At 49.5% G+C, this 19,160-nt stretch carries 19 protein-coding genes; 6 read left to right on the forward strand and 13 right to left on the reverse strand.

Translation table 11 applies throughout. The features are described from left to right. Position 1: 1 nt before the first annotated feature. Positions 2–175: a hypothetical protein gene (locus HP401_RS20280; protein WP_173606316.1), complete on the reverse strand. Its 174-nt coding sequence runs from the start codon at positions 173–175 to the stop codon at positions 2–4. Continuing rightward, on the reverse strand, positions 135–1,463 hold the full coding sequence (locus HP401_RS20285; protein WP_173606317.1) for an ATP-binding protein: 1,329 nt from the start codon (positions 1,461–1,463) through the stop codon (positions 135–137). The genes HP401_RS20280 and HP401_RS20285 overlap by 41 nt, the downstream gene beginning before the upstream one ends. A gap of 181 nt (positions 1,464–1,644) precedes the next feature. Between HP401_RS20285 and HP401_RS20290 the strand changes: the two genes are divergently transcribed. Next, a complete protein-coding gene (locus HP401_RS20290) occupies positions 1,645–4,137 on the forward strand; it encodes a U32 family peptidase (protein ID WP_173606318.1) in 2,493 nt (830 codons plus the stop codon). Positions 4,138–4,168: 31 nt separating this feature from the next. After that, positions 4,169–4,399 carry a DUF1128 domain-containing protein gene (locus HP401_RS20295; protein WP_015892616.1) on the forward strand — a complete coding sequence of 77 codons (231 nt, stop codon included), beginning with the start codon at positions 4,169–4,171 and terminating at the stop codon, positions 4,397–4,399. Between the two features lie 66 nt (positions 4,400–4,465). On the opposite strand, the gene HP401_RS20300 is transcribed toward HP401_RS20295, so the two are convergent. From HP401_RS20300 to fabF, 3 genes are all read right to left on the reverse strand, one after another. Further along, positions 4,466–5,539: a DUF4179 domain-containing protein gene (locus HP401_RS20300; protein ID WP_173606319.1), complete on the reverse strand. Its 1,074-nt coding sequence runs from the start codon at positions 5,537–5,539 to the stop codon at positions 4,466–4,468. Further along, positions 5,514–6,062, reverse strand: coding sequence for a sigma-70 family RNA polymerase sigma factor (locus HP401_RS20305; protein ID WP_173606320.1), 549 nt, complete (start codon positions 6,060–6,062; stop codon positions 5,514–5,516). Before HP401_RS20305 ends, HP401_RS20300 begins: the two co-directional genes overlap by 26 nt. A gap of 128 nt (positions 6,063–6,190) precedes the next feature. Further along, entirely contained in the window at positions 6,191–7,423 is a 1,233-nt protein-coding gene (gene fabF, locus HP401_RS20310) for a beta-ketoacyl-ACP synthase II (protein WP_173606321.1), read from the reverse strand. Between the two features lie 143 nt (positions 7,424–7,566). On the opposite strand from fabF, the gene HP401_RS20315 reads away from it, so the two are divergent. Beyond that, a complete protein-coding gene (locus HP401_RS20315; RefSeq protein WP_173606322.1) occupies positions 7,567–8,430 on the forward strand; it encodes a helix-turn-helix transcriptional regulator in 864 nt (287 codons plus the stop codon). A 338-nt stretch (positions 8,431–8,768) separates the two neighbouring features. Here HP401_RS20315 and cimA read toward each other — a convergent pair whose 3' ends face one another. From cimA to HP401_RS20350, 7 genes are all read right to left on the reverse strand, one after another. Then, complete coding sequence (gene cimA, locus HP401_RS20320) at positions 8,769–10,391, reverse strand: citramalate synthase (protein ID WP_173606323.1); 1,623 nt, start codon at positions 10,389–10,391, stop codon at positions 8,769–8,771. 119 nt (positions 10,392–10,510) lie between these two features. Next, the gene (locus tag HP401_RS20325) at positions 10,511–11,350 is read right to left on the reverse strand and encodes an alpha/beta hydrolase (RefSeq protein ID WP_173606324.1); all 840 of its coding nucleotides are present in this window, start codon (positions 11,348–11,350) and stop codon (positions 10,511–10,513) included. Positions 11,351–11,452: 102 nt separating this feature from the next. Further along, positions 11,453–12,544 (reverse strand): YheC/YheD family endospore coat-associated protein, encoded by a 1,092-nt coding sequence (locus tag HP401_RS20330; RefSeq protein ID WP_173606325.1) that lies wholly within the window; start codon positions 12,542–12,544, stop codon positions 11,453–11,455. A gap of 127 nt (positions 12,545–12,671) precedes the next feature. Further along, positions 12,672–13,856 (reverse strand): M20 metallopeptidase family protein, encoded by a 1,185-nt coding sequence (locus tag HP401_RS20335; protein ID WP_173606326.1) that lies wholly within the window; start codon positions 13,854–13,856, stop codon positions 12,672–12,674. A gap of 75 nt (positions 13,857–13,931) precedes the next feature. After that, positions 13,932–14,930, reverse strand: coding sequence for a histidinol phosphate phosphatase domain-containing protein (locus HP401_RS20340; protein ID WP_173606327.1), 999 nt, complete (start codon positions 14,928–14,930; stop codon positions 13,932–13,934). 153 nt (positions 14,931–15,083) lie between these two features. Beyond that, positions 15,084–15,560, reverse strand: coding sequence for a dihydrofolate reductase (locus HP401_RS20345; protein ID WP_064201052.1), 477 nt, complete (start codon positions 15,558–15,560; stop codon positions 15,084–15,086). After that, positions 15,557–16,351 (reverse strand): thymidylate synthase, encoded by a 795-nt coding sequence (locus HP401_RS20350; protein ID WP_173606328.1) that lies wholly within the window; start codon positions 16,349–16,351, stop codon positions 15,557–15,559. The genes HP401_RS20345 and HP401_RS20350 overlap by 4 nt, the downstream gene beginning before the upstream one ends. Positions 16,352–16,458: 107 nt before the next feature. On the opposite strand from HP401_RS20350, the gene pdxR reads away from it, so the two are divergent. Beyond that, positions 16,459–17,898, forward strand: a complete 1,440-nt coding sequence (gene pdxR, locus HP401_RS20355) for a MocR-like pyridoxine biosynthesis transcription factor PdxR (protein ID WP_173606329.1) — start codon at positions 16,459–16,461, stop codon at positions 17,896–17,898. A gap of 117 nt (positions 17,899–18,015) precedes the next feature. Continuing rightward, the gene (locus tag HP401_RS20360; protein ID WP_015892632.1) at positions 18,016–18,216 is read left to right on the forward strand and encodes a hypothetical protein; all 201 of its coding nucleotides are present in this window, start codon (positions 18,016–18,018) and stop codon (positions 18,214–18,216) included. Positions 18,217–18,332: 116 nt separating this feature from the next. Here HP401_RS20360 and HP401_RS20365 read toward each other — a convergent pair whose 3' ends face one another. After that, positions 18,333–18,539, reverse strand: a complete 207-nt coding sequence (locus HP401_RS20365) for a cold-shock protein (RefSeq protein ID WP_015892633.1) — start codon at positions 18,537–18,539, stop codon at positions 18,333–18,335. A 124-nt stretch (positions 18,540–18,663) separates the two neighbouring features. On the opposite strand from HP401_RS20365, the gene HP401_RS20370 reads away from it, so the two are divergent. Then, positions 18,664–19,143 carry a hypothetical protein gene (locus HP401_RS20370; RefSeq protein ID WP_173606330.1) on the forward strand — a complete coding sequence of 160 codons (480 nt, stop codon included), beginning with the start codon at positions 18,664–18,666 and terminating at the stop codon, positions 19,141–19,143. The last annotated feature ends 17 nt before the right edge of the window (positions 19,144–19,160 follow it).

Below are 19,160 nucleotides of genomic sequence, written 5' to 3' on the forward strand. Positions count from 1 at the left end.
TCTATTCCCCTTCGCTCGAGAGCCTTCGCTGTTCGTCACGCTGCTGCCATTCTTTCAGCTCGCTTTTGATTTGATAGAGTTCTGCACGTGTTTCGAGCTTGAACGCTTTTAATTCACTTCTGATGACAGCCAACTCATGTAAGAGTCGCTCCCACACCTCTTGATCTTTGTCCATGTTCCTCTCCTTTTCCGGTCATATACACTGCAGGCAGTTGAATCGTCACCTGCGTTCCATGCCCGTGTTGACTCTGAAAGTGAATCGTCCCTTGCATCGCCTCGATGATACGGCAGGTTACCATCAAACCGAGACCTGTCCCTTTTTCCTTTGTAGAATAAAAAGGTAGCCCTATCTGTTCAATCTGCTCTGGCGTCATCCCCTCTCCCTCATCCATGATGGAAATCACATGATAGTTCCCGGCTGCTCGTACAGTGACCTGAAGTATGCCACCTTGTCCCATCGATTCGATACCGTTTTTCATCAGATTCATCAATGCTTGCTTGAGCTTAACGGCGTTGCTCTCAACAAATAGTCCCGGCTCGGTCTCACAGGCGATTTCCACTCGGTTCATGACGCTGTAGGAGGACATGATAGCCGTGACTTCTTTCACGGTATGCGCAATCTCCAGTCGCTCCAGCGTCTCAGAATGAGGCTTGGCCAGATTTAAATAGTCAGAAATGATAAATTCAGCCCGATCGAGTTCATTTAAGACCAATCGGATATATTCAACGTTTTTCGGATTCGTCTCCTCACGCAACAATTGGACAAAGCCTCGTACCACCGTGAGTGGATTGCGCACTTCGTGGGCGACACTGGCTGCCAGCTCGCTGATCAGGTTCAGCTTTTCCGAGCGTTCGACCTGCTTGCGGATAATATGAGATTCTCGGATAAACTCGATAAAATAAACGGCTCCACCTTGTACGATCAAAGCGAGGTAGCCGAATTCTACCAGCGGCTCCAGATAATTGTGAATGATGGACAACGGGAATCCTCTCCAGATCAAAACAACCATCCCTCCACCGATGATGGATAGTTGCTTTAAGCATCCGATCAAGAGAACGAGCCCTAATTTCTTTCGTAAGGAGTAGCCATACCAACGATTGACCAATAAAAACGGGATGATCGCATACACCATCGTTCCAAGAATCGTTACGAGTACGCCATCGCCACCTAAAACGATCCTTACGATAAACATCACCAAAATCGTCAAAATGCCCGGGATATACCCAGCGTATAAAATGGTAATAATGATCGGTATCGAGCGTAAATCGTACTCCATACCATTACTGAGTTGTACTGGAAAGCTCATCGCAAAAATAACACTGATCGAGCTACAAACGATAACCATTGATGATTTGATGCTCATCTTGTTCGAGGTTGATCGCCCCAGCCAAACATTTCTATACAGCAAAACAGGGACGATAACGAACAGTAACTGTAGCAAAATGTCTTTGATGATTAACATATATCGGTTCCCCTGGCCTTTAGAATATTTCGATTTTTCTTACAGAATAACATTACAGATGTCTTTCTGGAAGGCACATTTTCAACATCTGGTAGAAAGGATGTTTTTGTTGCGGTGACCAGCACATTTCCCTATGATGAAGAAGAGCTTGTTTGAAGACCTTGGAGGTAATGACATACACATGCGAAATGGTATAAAACGTGAAGATATCGAGCTGTTGGCACCTGCCGGTAACTGGGACTGCTTGAAGGCAGCCGTGGCCAACGGAGCCAATGCCATCTTTTTTGGGGTAGAAAAGTTCAATGCGCGTGCTCGTGCTGAGAACTTCCAAATGGCGGAGCTGCCTGAGATTATGGCTTATTTGCACATGTACGGGGTAAAGGGCTTCCTTACCTTTAATATTCTCGTATTTGAAAATGAACTAGAGGATGCACGCGAGCTGATTGACGCCTGTATTCACGCTGGAGTAGACGCTGTGATCGTTCAAGACCTCGGTCTTGTAAAGATGATCCGCGAGATATCTCCAGACTTCCCGATTCACGGCTCTACACAAATGACGATTACTTCGCCGGAAGCGGTGGAGTTCACGAAGCCGTTTGATATGGAACGTGTCGTACTCGGCCGTGAAAATTCATTAAAAGAGATCAAAAAAATCGGTGAAAAAGCAAAGCTGCCGATGGAAGTATTCGTTCACGGTGCCTTGTGCGTTTCTTATTCGGGACAATGTCTGACCTCGGAAATGTGGGGTGGACGCTCGGCAAACCGCGGGGAATGTGCCCAAGCCTGTCGCTTGCCGTATGACCTGATGGTAGACGGTGTGCAAAAGGAAATGGGGAACATCGCTTATGTGCTGTCCCCGAAAGACTTGGCTGCTATCGATTTGGTTCCTGAGTTGATCGAGGCTGGCGTGACTTCCTTTAAAATTGAAGGCCGCCTGAAAACACCTGAATACGTGGCAAACGTCGTGAGTAAATACAATGCCGCCATCGACCGTTATTTTGCCGGACAAGATACAGGACCAACCGAGGTAGAAGTACGCGAGCTGCAACAAAGCTTCTCTCGCGGATTTACACACGGATTTTTGACCGGGACAAACAACAAGCAGCTCGTAGATGGTTCGTTCCCGAAAAGCCGCGGTGTGTTTTTGGGAACCGTGAAAAAACTGCTTCCTACAGGCGTTTTGGTGGAAATCACTGCTCCTGTCAAACGCGGAGACGGAATCGTGTTCGACGCGGGTGACCCCACGCAAAAAGAAGAAGGCGGACGCATCTACGATATTTTGAGCCGCAGTAAAAAGGTAGAAGGCGAAGTTTCCAAAGGCATGTACGAAATCGTCATGGGACGCAATGACGTGAATCTGAAGCGTCTTCATGTCGGTGACCGCGTATGGAAAACGAGCGATCCTGAGCTGGATCGTCGCCTGCGCAAAACGTTCGAGACGGAAAAGCCTTATCGCACCTTCCCGCTGTCTGTTCACGTGAGCGGAAAGCTGGGTGAAAAGCTCAGTGTCACTTGGGTGGATAAACAAGCGAATCACGCTGTCAGTGTTCCTTCCGAGGTACTGCTGGAGACTGCTTTGAAGCGTCCTCTGACGGCTGAGTTGCTGCATGATCAATTAAGCCGTCTGGGCGGAACCATTTTCCACCTGGAAGCTCACGATCTGACTGTCGATCTCGAAGGGGACCTCATCGTACCTGTCAGTGAGTTGAACCGGATGCGTCGTGACGCGGTTGAACAGCTCGTGTTCCTGCGCTCGAAGCCGCCGATTTACCACCATCACGATATCAATGTATACGCGGATGCCCCGAAGAGCCAGCCAGTGGAAAAGCCACTCCTGACAGCGCTGTGCCGCTCGCTTGAGCAATTGGAAGCAGCCGCGCAAACGGATGTGGACTTCCTCTACGCTGACTTTGAATTCGTCAAGCAGTATCCAGAGGGTGTCAAGCTGGCCCATAAGTACGGGAAAAAGATCGGGATTGCTACGATGCGCATTCATATGCCGGATGAAAACGGTGTCCTTGCCCTGATCGCGAAAAGCAAACCAGACGCTATTCTGGTGCGCAATACGGGCGCACTCTATTACTACATGTCCCGTCGTGATGAAATCGACATTCCACTGATTGGCGATTTCTCCTTGAATGTCGCGAACCACAAGGCAGTTGAACTGTTCCTGGCAACAGGTCTTGAGCGCGTCACACCATCGTACGATCTGAACATCCAGCAAATGGTTGATATGCTCAGCCGCTCAAACGCTGCGAACATGGAGCTGGTTATCCACCAGCACATGCCGATGTTCCACACCGAGCACTGCGTATACTGCACATTCATGAGTGAAGGTACTGACCATACAAACTGCGGAACTCCATGTGAGACCTCCCGCATTTCTTTGAAAGACCGCGTCGGTTTTTCTCACCCTGTACGTGTGGATACCGGTTGCCGCAATACCGTTTATAACGCGATTGACCAGTCCGGTGCTGAATACTTGAGCGAGTTCCGCTCCCTGAATGTCGGTAGCTATCGCATCGAGTTTTTGGAAGAAGAACCAGAGCGCGTGAAAGAGGTAATCAGTCTGTATCGCAAGGCATTGCGCGGAGAAGTTAGCGGTACACACGTATGGCGTACCCTGAAGGCAACCAACCAGTTGGGTGTCACACGTGGGCAACTGACGAAATAAATACCAGATTTGTAGAGAGGAGAGAGAAAGTATGGCTGACCTGAATCAACCGACTGTAGAGAACTTGGCTATTATCATTGAGGGCATCAAAGCAAAGCTGAACATGGCGAATACAGCAGTGATGCGCCCGGAAGACTTCGATCTCGTTCATTACGAGGATTTGCTGTATCTGTACAACATGGTGCAGAAAAAAGCAGCGTTTGGCATCAATGAAATGACCGCCATCGTTGAAGAGCTGGGTGCGATGAGAAAGCAATCCTAGTTTTTGCCCCAACAAGAGAAAAAAGCGTCGCTCCTGTACATGGAGTGACGCTTTTTTGCGTGGACTTTATTTTTTCAACGTAACGGTAAACGTTTTGAACTCAATGTCTTTCCCTTGTTTCTTTATCATCTCGATGGTTGATTGGATTATCGTTTCTTTCCCATTTTTATCCACCCCAACACCACCACCTTGAGATGGCAATGACAGATATGGAGTGATCCTTAATTCTTTTACATCTGCTGTCACCGGATCGAAACGACGGGTTCCTGCAAGGTATTCTTTACCATCTGATTTTTTACCTTGGCTACCGCCTGAGTAGGCTCCTAGCTCATTTCCTTTATCATCAACGACCTTGAATTCCAAATAGCTCGATAGATAGCCGATTTCCTCCGTTACAGCCTGGAAGCTGACCACCAGTCCTGCTGGACCCATTGTTATATCCGGAACAGTGAGGTCAATGCCTCCAGCTTTTTGCTGGTGATTGATCGCAATGCGCTTGGTATCTGTACGGGAGATGATTGGCAAGGAGAAGTTCCACTGCTTGCCGTCCTCCCCATGAAAGCTCAATCCCAGCTTGAACTCCTCGGGCAAGCCATTGATCGCATCAATATCGACAATCCCGGTCGCTAGCGTCGGCGTGATCTGTGTATGTTTGCTGCTTCCTGCGTATCCAAATGCTTTCCCATTTACCGTCAGATCTGGGGAGGAGCCTAAATAATGCTCTCCGACTGCCTGCTTCGTTTCCAATGTATAACCAATCGTAAAACGGGTGCCGTCATAGTACACTTCATTGACAGTAATCGCATGACCATCCACATCCTGCGACTCGCCAATGACAGTTGTTAAGCCTTTTTCACTCGCTAGCTTCAATCCGTTATCTCCATATGCCGAGAAAATCGATCCAATCAAAGGCACCTTGGACACCAGATTGGCCATCACCGGAGAAACTGCTGCTGAGCTAAACAAGACCCCTAAAGCTACGACCGCTGCCCCTGTACTGTACACCAGCTTTCGTTTGTTCAGGCGTTTTCTCTTCGGTACAGCCTGCTGAACCGTTTGGGCGATAATAGCGTCCAGCTTCTCTGTCGGGACTGGAATGTGATCTACTTGCTCTTTATAGGCATGAATTTTTTCTCTCATCGAAGTACTCCCCTTTTAGTTTCTTTTTTAATAGCGTCAATCCTCTGTGAATATTCGTTTTTACAGTGCCTTCCGGACAATCCAGCGCTTCCGCGATTTGTTTTACAGAGTAGTCCTTGTAAAACCTTAGCAGCAGTACCGTTACATACTTTTCTTCCAGCTCTTCCATTGCTTCCAGCAGATCGATCCGTTCCTCGAGCCTTACGCTTCCTGTATCCCGCACATTTTCAATCATGTCTTTGCTAAGCGAGATTACCTTGCGTTTCCTAGCCAAATAGGCAAGCGCCGAGTTGATCAAAATGCGCGTCAACCATGTGGTAAAATACTGCTCTTCCTTTAAGGTTGAAATGGAGAGTAACGCCTTATAGACCGTTTCCTGAAAAATCTCAAGCGCATCCTCTTCGTTGCGCGTATACACGAACGCCATCTTGTACAAATTGGCTTTTTCCTGATGAATCAGCATTTGAAACGCGTCAGCATCACCAGCCTTGGCACGAGCAACGAGACCAAGTTGTCTATTCAAACAGCTCCCCCCTCCTTTTCTCCCCTGTTAGAGAAATCAGGGCGACAAAACGTTTCATTTTTTTCTATCGAAATAAAAAAAGCCTGCTCTCACAGTCTACCTGAGACTACGAGAACAGGCTCTATCCGTTACATTTTTTTCAACACGATGACTGCATTGTGACCGCCAAAGCCAAAGGAATTGGACATGCCGATGTCGAGCGTGGCTTTGCGTGCTGTATTTGGCACATAGTCCAGATCGCATTCGGGGTCACGCTCTACCTGATTAATTGTCGGGGGAATGATTCCTTCCTGCAAGCTCTTAATCAGGGCGATCGCCTCCGCACCCCCGGCTGCACCAAACATATGTCCCGTCATCGATTTGTTGGCGGTGATCGGTACACGGTACGCATGGTCGCCAAACAGCTTTTTGATGGCCAGTGTCTCGGAGCGGTCTCCGAGTTCTGTGCTGGTTGCGTGCGCGCTGATGACATCCACGTCGGTCGGTTGGGCCCCTGCTTCCTGAAGGGCCCATTTCATCGCACGGTAGGGACCGATTCCTTCTGGATGTGTCGCCACCATATGATAGGCATCAGAGCTTGCCCCATAGCCAATCACCTCGGCATACATGCGGGCGTTTCTTTTCTTGGCGTGTGATTCTGATTCCAATATCACAATCCCGGCACCCTCTGCCATGACAAACCCATCCCGCTTGGCATCAAATGGCCGACTCGCTCCTGCTGGATCATCATTTCTTGTAGACAACGCCGTCGCATTGCTAAAGCTGGCGAGAGATATGTCTGTCACTGCGGCCTCAGACCCTCCTGCGATGACGACATCCGCCCCGCCCGCCCGAATGAACCGGAAAGCCTCACCGATGGACGTATTCCCAATCGAGCAAGCAGTAACAGGTGACATTGTCGGACCGTATAAACCGTACTTGATGCTGATCATCGCTGCTGCCATGTTGGAAATGAGCATGGGAACAAGCGTCGGGCTGACCCGCTCAGGACCTCGTTCACGAAGAACGTTATGCTGCTCAAGAAGCGTCCCTACCCCACCAATACCAGAGCCTACATAAACCCCGATTCGCTCGCGGTCCAACTCGTCCAGCTGAAGCTCTGCATCCTCTAGTGCTTCTTCTACAGCAGCAAGGGCAAACTGGCAAAAGCGATCCATTCGCCGCGCTTCTTTGCGCCCAAACCGCTCCACCGGATCAAAATCTCGCACCAAACCTGCGATTTTCGTTTTATTTCGTGCTGTATCAAAAGTATCAATTGGAGAGATACCAGACTTTCCTTGCACGAGACTGTTCCAAAACTGATTCACTGTATTCCCTATCGGGGAAATTACTCCCATTCCTGTGACAACGACTTTTTCCATGATTAGCCTCCTATTCGAGTGCCTTATGGAAATCATCTTGTCACACGCGTTATCCTATTACAAGTTGTTGTTTATCCTAGTATAATGAGTACTAGTCTAACAAACTTACCCAGTTGAGGAAATTGGGAAATGGAGAGTGTACCATGAATCAGCAAACGCGTTTGCAGGCACTGTCTACTTTTTTGAAAGCGCAACGCGCCAAAATTTTACCACAATCGGTCGGGCTGGCCCCTGGGACACGTAGAAGAACACCTGGGCTACGAAGAGAAGAAGTGGCTCAACTCGCGGGGGTTAGCTCCACCTGGTATACATGGCTGGAACAAGGCCGCGATATCAAGGTCTCGCCTTCTGTTCTGGATGCGGTAGCAAGAGCCTTGCAGCTTACCGTCGATGAGCACAAATATTTGTATGCGCTGGCACTAGAGACAGGGAGTGGAGTCGGGCAAATCCCGCAAAAAGATGAACCGCCCCAGATCAATCCAGCCCTGAAACGAATCTTAAAAGAGTTGCGCTCGTGCCCAACCATCATTTCAGATCGACGCAGTCATATTGTCGGCTGGAACGAGGCTGCTACACATGTCTTTCTTGATTTTGAACAAATCCCTTATGAAGAGCGGAATTTAATCCGCCTCGTGTTTACGCGTAAGGAATTACGACGGCTGGCCGTCAACTGGGAGCATTTCGTCAGCGGCTTTCTCGCGATTTTTCGCGCCAATTACGGTCAGTATGTAGAGGACGAGTGGTACGAGCAGTTTTTAAGTGAGATGCGGCAGGTTCATCCCGACTTTCACGACCTGTGGGAGCAGAGCCGCGTCAGTTCAGCTCCGGAGGTATTACTGGAATTCCGTCATGCGAAGGTAGGGAAAATGCTCTTTCATCTGACTTCGCTGCAAGTTTCCGGGAATGCGGATTTGCGGTGCAGCATTTACACACCTGACCCGAATTCTGCCACGGAGACAAAGCTGTGGCAACTGATTGATCGGCCGGTTTCTTCTTCGCAGCCGTGACCGAAGGTCTTTGTGGTTTGAGTCAACATGGTGGAGGAGAAGAAAAATCACAGTTCTCTTCGACTCTGACACGCCTGCATGGGGGATTCACTGCCCGTCTCCACTGCAAAAAGGGGACCGTCGAGCCAAAGCCACCCTACGGGCGGACGTTTCTCAGAGAAGAAGTGTTCGACAAGCGTGGTCTCCTTTTGGAAGTTCCGACTGGGTAGGCGTTGTCAAGGTCTACGAGCCCTGTGCTTTTTATTCTCGCCAGCTTTGTTGGTTGATCGTTACCTTTTAAAACTTGCAGACCAAAGGAAAACCAGCCCGACGGCATCTGCCCGGGCTGGTTCCCTTTGTTAATGATTTACAATTCCTACACGCGTCCCGGAGGAAGCAAGGCTTCCGACTTCCTCGCAGCCTTCTTTCCACAGCAAGTAACGGATACTGTCTGCCAGTGCTTCCCAGCTCGCTTCGATGACGTTGGTGGAGACGCCGACTGTGCTCCACTTTTCGCCGTTGCTCGAGGATTCGATTAGGACACGTACTTTTGCAGCAGTCGCGCCGTTTTCGTCCAAGACACGCACCTTGTAATCTTCCAGCTGCATTTTTGCAATGCACGGGTAGTAGCTCTCCAATGCTTTTCGCATCGCATTGTCCAGCGCATTCACCGGACCGTTGCCATCGGCAGCCGTATGGACAGACTCCCCGTTCACCCGCAGCTTCACGGTTGCCTCCGATGTGATCGATTGGATGGCTGCCTTTTCCAGCATGATTTTGAAGGAGTCTAGCTTGAACAGGTTTTTTAGCTTGCCGGAGGCTTCCAGCAGCATCAGCGTGAGCGAAGCCTCTGCTCCCTCGTATTGATAGCCTTGGAATTCGCGCTCTTTGATGTGTGTAATGATTTCCCTCGCCTTTTCGCGATCCAGCGATAGATCGATCTCGAGCTCTTCCATTTTAGCGAGCAAATTGCTTTGTCCTGCGAGCTCTGAGACGAGTACGCGACGTTTGTTGCCGATATTTTCCGGCTCGATGTGCTCGTACGTTTTCGGATCGCGCATAACGGCGCTTACGTGAATACCACCCTTGTGAGCAAACGCACTGTACCCGACAAACGGCTGGTTGTTCGGCATTGTCATGTTGGCAATTTCCGCTACATAGCGAGACAACTGTGTCAGCTCCTGCAATTGATCGCTGCTCACACAATGATGGCCCAGCTTGAGCTGCAAATTCGGAACCACCGAGATCAGGTTGACGTTCCCGCAGCGCTCACCGATACCGTTAATCGTTCCTTGTACTTGCTGTGCGCCCGCCTGTATCGCAGCCAGTGCATTGGCAACTGCCACTCCACTGTCATTATGCGGATGAATGCCTACAGGCGTCCGTAGATGACCCACAGTCGTTTTGACAATATCATAAACTTCATGCGGCAGTGTCCCGCCGTTTGTATCACAGAGAACAATCCAGTCAGCCCCAGCCTCTTCTGCCGCTTCCAGCACACGCAATGCGTAGCGTGGATTCGCCTTGTACCCATCGAAGAAATGCTCTGCCAAAAAGAGAGTCGTCAGTCCGTTTTCTTTTAAAAATGCAACCGACTCAGCGACCATGCGCACGTTTTCTTCCAACGTCGTCTTGAGAGCATCCGTCACGTGCAAGTCCCATGATTTCCCGAAGATCGCGGCTGCCGAGGCTCCGCTTAAGATCAACGCTTGCAGATTGTCATCATCCGCCGCTGCTACATTCGGTCTACAGGTACTGCCAAAAGCCGTTACCTTTGCGTGCTGCAGCGAAATCTCCCGGATACGCTCAAAAAAAGCCATGTCCTTTGGATTGCTGCCAGGCCAACCGCCTTCAATAAAATCGATACCAAACTGATCCAGCCGCAGTGCGATCTTTATCTTGTCTTCTACCGACAGGCTGATCCCCTCTCCCTGCGTTCCATCTCGCAGGGTCGTATCATACAGATACACCTTGCTATTCATGTTTCTTCTCCACCTGTTCTGTTATTTTTCTGAATAATCACATCATTCGAACCGTTAGAACGATTCCCAGTATACCACAGCCCAAATGGAAAGAAAACGCGGGAAAATTGAGGTTTTTTCTATGTCCGTGGGGTGCGGACAAATGCGACAGTTTGCTTGATCGCAGCTTCCAACGGAGCCGATGTACCCGCAAACGGATGACGCGTGTTAAATGTATGATCTCCGCCTTCTATCCAGTGCAGCTCGCTGTTTTTGGCAGCCTGATGAATTCTTTTTGCACCCTCTACCAGACGGACATAATCTTTTTCTCCTGTGATGATGCACAGTGGTTGCTCCATCGTAGAAACCAATTCCAAAATATCGTATTGTTGGCGATTGTTGTCCACATCCTCGATCACGACTCTGGTGATGGGCATGTCTTGACCGGTTCGTGCATTTGCTATGTATCCGACGCCTGTCTCTTCTATTTGTCTGCGCAGCTTCTCGTCGAACAAATCAACATGAGCGATTCCGTTCCAGGTCACAATCCCTGCCACATGCGGGTTGTTTGCTCCGAATAAGATCGCGTCACCGCCGCCCTTGCTGTGTCCCAATACGTACAGCTTTGTTTTGTCCACATATTCGGGTAACGGTAGCTCGCCTGACAGAATTCGTTCTGTCAAAGCTTGCAAATCAGCCAGCTCGCGCGCATATGTATTGCGTCCGAATTTCTCCAGCTCGTCGAACTCCGTCAAGCTCTCCCCTACGCCATTACAGCTAAAATTAAAGCGGATCGTGGTAATGCCTTGCTTAGCCAGCTCATCGGCCACGTAGGGAAAGCTTCCCCAATCCTTGAAGCCTTTAAAGCCGTGACAAAACAGCAGGAGTGGCTGTGCTGAGCCTGCCGATTCCTCCGTATGAATGTCGCCGCGCAGCGTTAACTCCTCGTCGAGTGCGATGGAAAAGGATTGTTTTTGCATGTGCGTTTCACCTCTTGTGCATTTTTTTATTATTATGCCGTGTCCCCCTCTTAAAAGAAACGAAAAGAACAAAAAAAGACCTTCCTTTATGGAAGATCCCCTTTAGTTAACTGCATTGTCTTTATTAACAAGATACAACGCATACTCCAACGGCCGTCGAACCGCCGTCACATATCGCTTGTGCTGACGCATCTGCTTGAAAATTTCTCTCCCTGGCTTCGGATTGATTTCGATAATCCAAACCCTGCCATGAACATCAATCCCCAGATCAAAGCCAAACTCCATCATCAGGCCGAAATGCTCTTCAATGCGTGTAACTGTCTTAATCGCGAGCTCCTTGCATTCCTGCACAATCCGCTCTGCCATTTCCTGACCAAATCGTGTGACCAAGAACGAAACAGCAGGCAAAGCTGTTCCTCCCCCATGCAAATTCGAGGTGGATGATTGGATCGGCCCAACCCGAATGCCCATCCCGGTCAAACACCATTGACCCTTCCCGTCCTTTTGCACAAGCATGCGAGCATCTACTGTTCGCTTGGGAACCAGTGACAATTGTAGCCCCTGTTGAAGAAAAAACTGCTCGTTTCCGCTCTTCTCATTCTTCATCCAATGCTCCAGCCGCTCGCACACCTCTGTGAGCGTCGCCAGTTTTTCGCAGCTTTTGGCTTGCTTCTTGGTCCTGCCATGCAAAAGGTAACGACCTGCTCGTTTCTCCACACGCAGTATGCTTCTGCCGCCTGTGCCGTTTGTCGGCTTGAGATAAACCAGACGATGATCGGCAAGCATTGTGGCAAGCGTTTTTCTGTCGTAGGGGAGTGTTTCGGGTAGCCAGCGCTGTAGCTGTGGATCTTGTATCAAAATCTGATGAACGACATATTTGTTCGAGAAGCGGTTATTCGCATAACGGAACCAGTTTTGCTTGCGAAATGGCAAATAGGCACGATGCTTGGGCAATGGATAGTAGCGATAACGGTCGATGACGATATCGGGCCAGGGAAAAGTCTCTCGTCTCCACTTCTTGCCATCTGGTACAAAACCGTTGATCCGCTTTTCTGCAAAACGGACATCTTGTGGGCTAAACAAAAAAACCTCTGCCCCCATTTCTCTTCCTGCCTCAACCAGCCTTCGCAAATAGCCGGGCTCGACAAAGCCTGATTCTCCTCGGTAGGTTAGTACGCCTATCCGTTTTCTCACCGAAAGGCCCCTCCCTCCCTTATTCGATTTTCTAGCTAGCCTCGTATAGCTTATGGTTGAAAGCAAAAAAAAGCGCCTTTGTCCTATGTAGGCAAAAGCGCATCTTTCGTGCATTTTCTTATCGTTGCTATGTTTCCAAATAGTGCAGCGCTGTTCGTCCCAAGAGCTCGCCTGCGATGAGCATGGCATCCTCGTCGATATCGAAGCGGGGATGGTGGTGGGGATATGTTGCCAGTTTTTCTGGATTGCCTGCCCCTACGAACAAGTAAGCGCCGGGCACCTTTTCCAAATAGTACGAAAAGTCCTCGCCCCCCATCAACGGCTTCATCGATTCCACACGGCCAGCTCCAAACGCTGCAATGGCTGCTTCCCGTGCTATCGCTGTTTCCTTTTCATGGTTAATGACGGCTGGATATCCTCGCTCGTAGACAACTGTAGCGCTTCCTCCCATCATGGCAGCTGACCCCTCCGCAATTTCTGTCAGGCGCTGCTCCGCATGGTCGCGGACGTCTGGCAAAAAGGAGCGGACAGTCCCTGTCAAACGACAGCTATCTGCGATGATGTTCGTACTGTCTCCGCCGTGGAACGTCCCCACGGTCACGACCACACTTTCTAACGGGCTAACGTTGCGGCTGGCAATCGTTTGGAGATGACCGACGATTTGTGAACCGATCACAATAGAATCGACGGTTTCTTCCGGAACAGCACCGTGTCCCCCTTTTCCTTTGATCTCGATGGAAAAGTCGTCCGTATTCGCCATGAGCGGACCCGCACTAATGAATACCTTTCCTACAGGGAACATCGACCAGAGATGAACACCAAAGATCGCATCGACGCCCTCTACAGCACCATCCTGAACCATTTGGATAGCTCCACCCGGATTTTCCTCTTCCGCATGCTGAAAAACAAAGCGAATTTCACCGGCAAACTGCTCACGATGTGCTGCCAAAACAGAAGCGAGTCCTAGTAGCTGGGAAGTGTGCGCATCATGCCCACACGCATGCATGACGCCAGGTACAGTCGATTTATACGGTACATCTTTTTGATCTTGAATCGGCAGCGCGTCAAAATCCGCACGCAACGCGACGACCTTACCCGGGCGCCCTCCGCGCAAAACGCCGATGACTCCCCTACCGCCAACGCCTGTGCGAACCTCATCGAAGTGAAGTCCTCTCAATATTTCGGCAATAAGGGCTGGAGTCTTCTCTTCTTGAAAGGAAAGCTCGGGATGCTGGTGCAGATGGCGCCTCCAGCTAATGATTTGCGGTTCCATCTCTTTTAGCAGCTCTTTCAATTGTTCCTGCAAGGCCATGGTTCTTACTCCTCCCCCTGGATTCACTATTCTTGTCCCATCATAGCAGATTCATGGGACAAATGGGGAGGTTGACTAATCCAGGGCGAGCATGCTACGTTTTCGCTTTTCAAAAACCGCAAAGCTCGTATAGCCTACCCGTTTCAACTGAGCTCGAGCCTCGTCCAAATGCTGACCGACTTGATCAGGCGCAGTAGCGTTAGACGCCAAGGTGATGGGCACCTCATTCTGAAACAAAATTTCCAGAAAACGATAGCTGGGCGAAAATTCACGGAGCTGACTCGCCAAACCGTAGCCCGTATTGATTTCCGTCGTAATCCCCATACGTCCAAGAGCCCGGGCCACACGCTGATAATACGGCAATAGGGCAGTCTCATCCGGTCGCATACCAAACGCTTTGATGCCATCGATATGGGCGATAACATCGAATAATTGCGATTCGATCGCCTGCTCCAGCTTATCAAAATAAAGGCTGTACAATCCGATTAGCTCCTGTCTTCCAAAGCGTTCTTGTGCACCCTGGATCGAATAGCCCCAGCCTTCCAGAAAATGCACCGCTCCTATGCACACATCCCATGGATATTGATTGATGACATGCCGCAGTGTCTCTTCTCCACCCGAAAAATAATCCAATTCAATCCCGACACGCAGCTCAATTCCATCCTCCGCCCAACGAAGCCGCTCTTTTTGCAGGAAAACAACAAAGCTGTCCAGTGAATCGTTTGCGACCTGGCTTAGCCATTTGCGCTGCGCTGTTCCCAAACGATCAGAGCCGATGTGCACATGCTGTTCGTAGTACGACCGATACTCATGAAAACGATATAAGTGCTCGACCACGCAAACTTGCTGTATCCCAGCCTGTTTGGCACGTAATCGATACAATTCAAGCCAATCTCGTGAATACGGGCCTTGTTGTAGGCGTTCTGCCAACCCATTGGTCAGCATACTTGCCCATTTTCGGCTTCCCATCACTTCGGCATGCTCCACGTGGGGGCGCAATGATTCCGCTTGCTTGAGCAACCAGTCCAGCGAATAAGGCCCTTCCTCCAGATGGACGTGAAAGTCTACCTTCACCCGATCACCTCCTTAGGTTCGTCCCTGCTATTTCCTATCGTTATATATGCGTTTGGTTCCATACATATGTCGAGTATTCACATGACGAACGACCTAGTAGAAGAGGTAAAAAAAGAACAAAAAAATGCCTCAGCATCGAGGCATTTTTGTTTATCAGCTATTTTTCCGCTCATACATGTAAAACGCATGCGGATGAACGTTCTTCTCATCTACGATACCCTCACGCTTGTCCACTAATGTGTAAGCATCACGATCCCATGCCGGGAAAAACGTATCGCCCTCTGTTTCCAAATCGATCTCTGTAATGTACAAACGATCAACGACATCGAGGAACTGGCGATAAATTTCCGAGCCGCCAAAGATGATGACATCACCCATGGCGAGAACTTCTTCCTTCGTATGAACGACATCTACACCTTCAGGATGAAAGTCCTGACTGCGCGTCAAAACGACATTTCTGCGGTTAGGCAGCGGCTTGCCGATCGATTCGAACGTTTTGCGTCCCATTACAATCGTTTTGCCTGTCGTTAATTCCTTCACATTTTTCAAGTCGGCAGGAAGATGCCACGGCATGTCGCCATCTTTTCCGATGACTTGGTTGCGGGCATAGGCAACAATCAGGCTGATCATACGGCCACCTCGCCTTTGATGTGCGGGTGGGATTCGTAGCCAACGATTTCTATATCTTCGTATTTGAAGTCAAAAATCGAAGTCACATCTGGATTGAGCACGAGCTTTGGCAGTGGTTTCGGCTCGCGAGTGAGCTGTAGCTTGACCTGCTCGATATGGTTGAGATACAGATGAGCGTCTCCGATCGTATGAACAAAATCGCCCACTTCAAGCCCTGTGACATGCGCCACCATATGTGTCAGCAACGCGTAGGAAGCGATATTAAACGGCACACCCAAAAACGTGTCGCCACTGCGTTGATACAGCTGGCAGGACAGCTTGCCATTCGCTACGTAAAACTGGAACAGCAGGTGACAAGGCGGCAATGCCATCTTGTCCAATTCAGCCGGATTCCACGCACTAACGATCAAGCGGCGAGAGTCCGGATTGCGTTTGATCTCATCAATGACCCATTGAACCTGGTCCACTGTTTTGCCGTCGCGTCCAGTAAAGGAACGCCATTGGCTTCCGTATACCGGGCCTAAATCTCCGTTTTCATCGGCCCATTCGTTCCAGATCCGCACACCGTTTTCCTGCAAGTAGCGGACATTGGTATCGCCTGATAAAAACCAGAGCAATTCGTGGATGATCGATCTCATATGCAGCTTTTTCGTCGTGACCATGGGAAAGCCTTCACTCAGGTCAAAACGCATCTGATGCCCAAAAACACTGGTCGTTCCGGTGCCTGTCCGATCCTCTTTTATGACACCCTCATCCAAAATGCGCTGGCACAAATCCAGGTATTGTTTCATCGTCCATCTCTCCTTCCATCTCATCTATTTTACCTGACCCAGACGAAAAGGAAAGATCGGAATGTCATGATATAATAAATGGATAAATGTAGAAAGCGGGATTCGTGATGGATGGCAAATCTTCTGTTCCTACAAAGCCCTTATATAAACAAATAGCAGAGCAAATCGAGCAACGAATCAGCAGTGGTGAATTCGGTCCTGGCAGCTATTTGCCCTCGGAGCGCACACTGGCCAAAGAACTGAACGTCAACCGCTCGACAGTCGTCGCTGCGTACGATGAGCTGCAAGCAGCAGGTATGATCGAGCGCATACAAGGAAGTGGTACCATCGTCAGCCAAGATATTTGGGGACTGGCACGGACCCGCGTTCCGAACTGGCGTCATTTGACGGAATCAGGTTCATTTCGTCCGAATTTACCGCTGATTCGCAAAATCCGTCGTGAAACACAGGAAAATGACTTGATCGATTTGGCGAGTGGCGAGCTCTCGACCGATCTCGTCCCCAATCAAACGCTCCAGCAGCTCATGACACCCGATGACTTCCCGGCTCACCTCGGTTATGAGCATCCGCAGGGCAATTGGGCTTTGCGAGAAACATTGAGTCTCCACATGAAAGCATGGCGAAGCATCGAAGCACCTGCTACCTCGATCATGATTACGTCAGGCGCGCAGCAAGCCCTTCATCTCGTCGTTCAATGCTTGTTAAAGCCAGGGGATGCGGTTGCCATTGAGGAGCCGTCTTATTGTTATTCCTTGCCGCTTTTTCATTCTGCTGGCTTGCGTACGTTTTCGCTGCCTGTCGACCGGGATGGAATCGACCCGAAGCACTTGGCCCAGCTCCACCGCCAGCACCGCATCAAAATGGTTTTTCTCAATCCGAATTATCAGAACCCGACAGGGACGCTGCTTTCATTGGAGCGGCGCCAGGAATTGCTCGCGTTCTCCTATGAAAAAGGGATTCCGATCATCGAGGATGATCCATACAGCCTGACCAGTTTTTCGAGAGAGCCCGTCCCAACCTTAAAATCACTGGATCAACACGGAACCGTACTCTATATCAGCTCCTTGACCAAAATCGTAGCCTCAGGTCTACGAATCGGCTGGATCGTCGGGCCCCCTACCGTCATGGAGAGATTGGCAGATGCGAAACAACAGTTTGATTTTGGGCACAGCATTATTCCGCAATGGCTGGCAAATCGCTTTCTCGGATCGCCTCAGTTTGCGAGTCACATCGATCTGTTGCGAACAGAGCTATCCTTACGGCACGATCAGCTTGTCTCCTCGCTCCAAGACAAGTTCGGTGATCAAGTAGAAATGGTCGGGTCAGAGGGAGGCATTCACCTGTGGTGTAAATTTAAAGGGGAATGGAGCGGCGAACATTTTCTCACAGAATCAGTCAAACGGGGAGTCGTTTTCGTTCCGGGACATCTTTTCGGCGCGGAGCAAGGGTATGTCCGTTTCACCTTTGGCAGAGCTACCCTGGATCAGATCACTGAGGCAGTCTCTCGCTTAGCGGATGCATTCACAGCAAGTGGATGGTCAAAATAATCCCCAAGTGGATGGCAACATTTTTGTGCGGTCGGTATATGATCGAAGTAAGCTACCGTATGCATCCTCGTGTATATCCGGCAGGATGACTGGGCCATACAGAAAGGACTGGCTGTTATGAGTATTTTGCCTTTCATTATTGCTATTATTGTACTTGTTCTCATAGGTCTCGTCGTTACCATAAAAATCGGTATGAACCCATCCGAATCCAAAGTACGGGACTTTAAACAACGCTCCCGCAATCTGTTGATCATTTACGGCATGATTACCATCGCCTTGGTGATTGCATTGTCAGTCTTTCTCTACAACAACCTTTGATCCATCCCGAACGATACGTGACATAAATAAGACGCCGTCTGCCTTGTACAGGTATGACGGCGTTTTTGAATCGAAGGAGATCCTTCGTCATGTGTTTTTAGAAGATGATACCTCTTTTACACGACTTTCCTCGCCACATTGGCGGCTTGCAGTCCACGCTGTCCATTCACGATTTCAAAAACCACCTGCTCGCCTTCCTCCAAGTTCCGGTAACCTGCCCCCGTGATCGCAGAGTAGTGTACGAATACATCAGGTCCTCCATCACGCTCAATAAACCCATAGCCCTTTTCTTTGCTGAACCATTTTACTTTCCCTTGAATCATTGTGTTTCCTCCCTGTAATCAGTGCAGCTCTTACGCTTACCCCATCATATGCGGATGCGAAGTCAGTGGATATACGGTAAAATAAATAAAGTATGAATCGTCACGCCAGAAAGGAGTGAACCACATGAAAAAAGTATGGATGATCGCATGCGCGTTGCTGCTCACTGCCTGCTCCGATCTATCAGAAGGGGTCCAAACCGCCCAGCAAGCAGTAGAAACAGGTCAACAAGCGATTGAGACAGGAAAACAGGCTGTCGAAGCGGGCCAACAAGTTCTCGAAGCCGGCAAGCAACTGGCTGAGTCTGAAGTCGCCAAACAGCTACAAACATACCTCCAGCAAAAATACGAATCCTCTGAGGCATTGCGTAAGGCCATGTTCAGTGGAGATGGTCAGTTGCTCGTTAATGAATTGCAAAAAACCGAGCTTGCGAACTTCAGCTTTTACAAATCTGACATGTTTGGTGTTGAATATACAGGCACGCTCTCTGCCGATGGTACTTTCAAAGTGCTCAAGCATGATTTGAACAACCAAGGTGCGGAGCCTACTGTCGTAAAGGAATTCAAAGTAACACTCGACGGAAACGGTCAGGTACAAGTTCAGTAATTTGGAAAACATTTCAA

Source organism: Brevibacillus sp. HB2.2 (assembly GCF_013284275.1).
Lineage (GTDB): Bacteria > Bacillota > Bacilli > Brevibacillales > Brevibacillaceae > Brevibacillus > Brevibacillus brevis_D.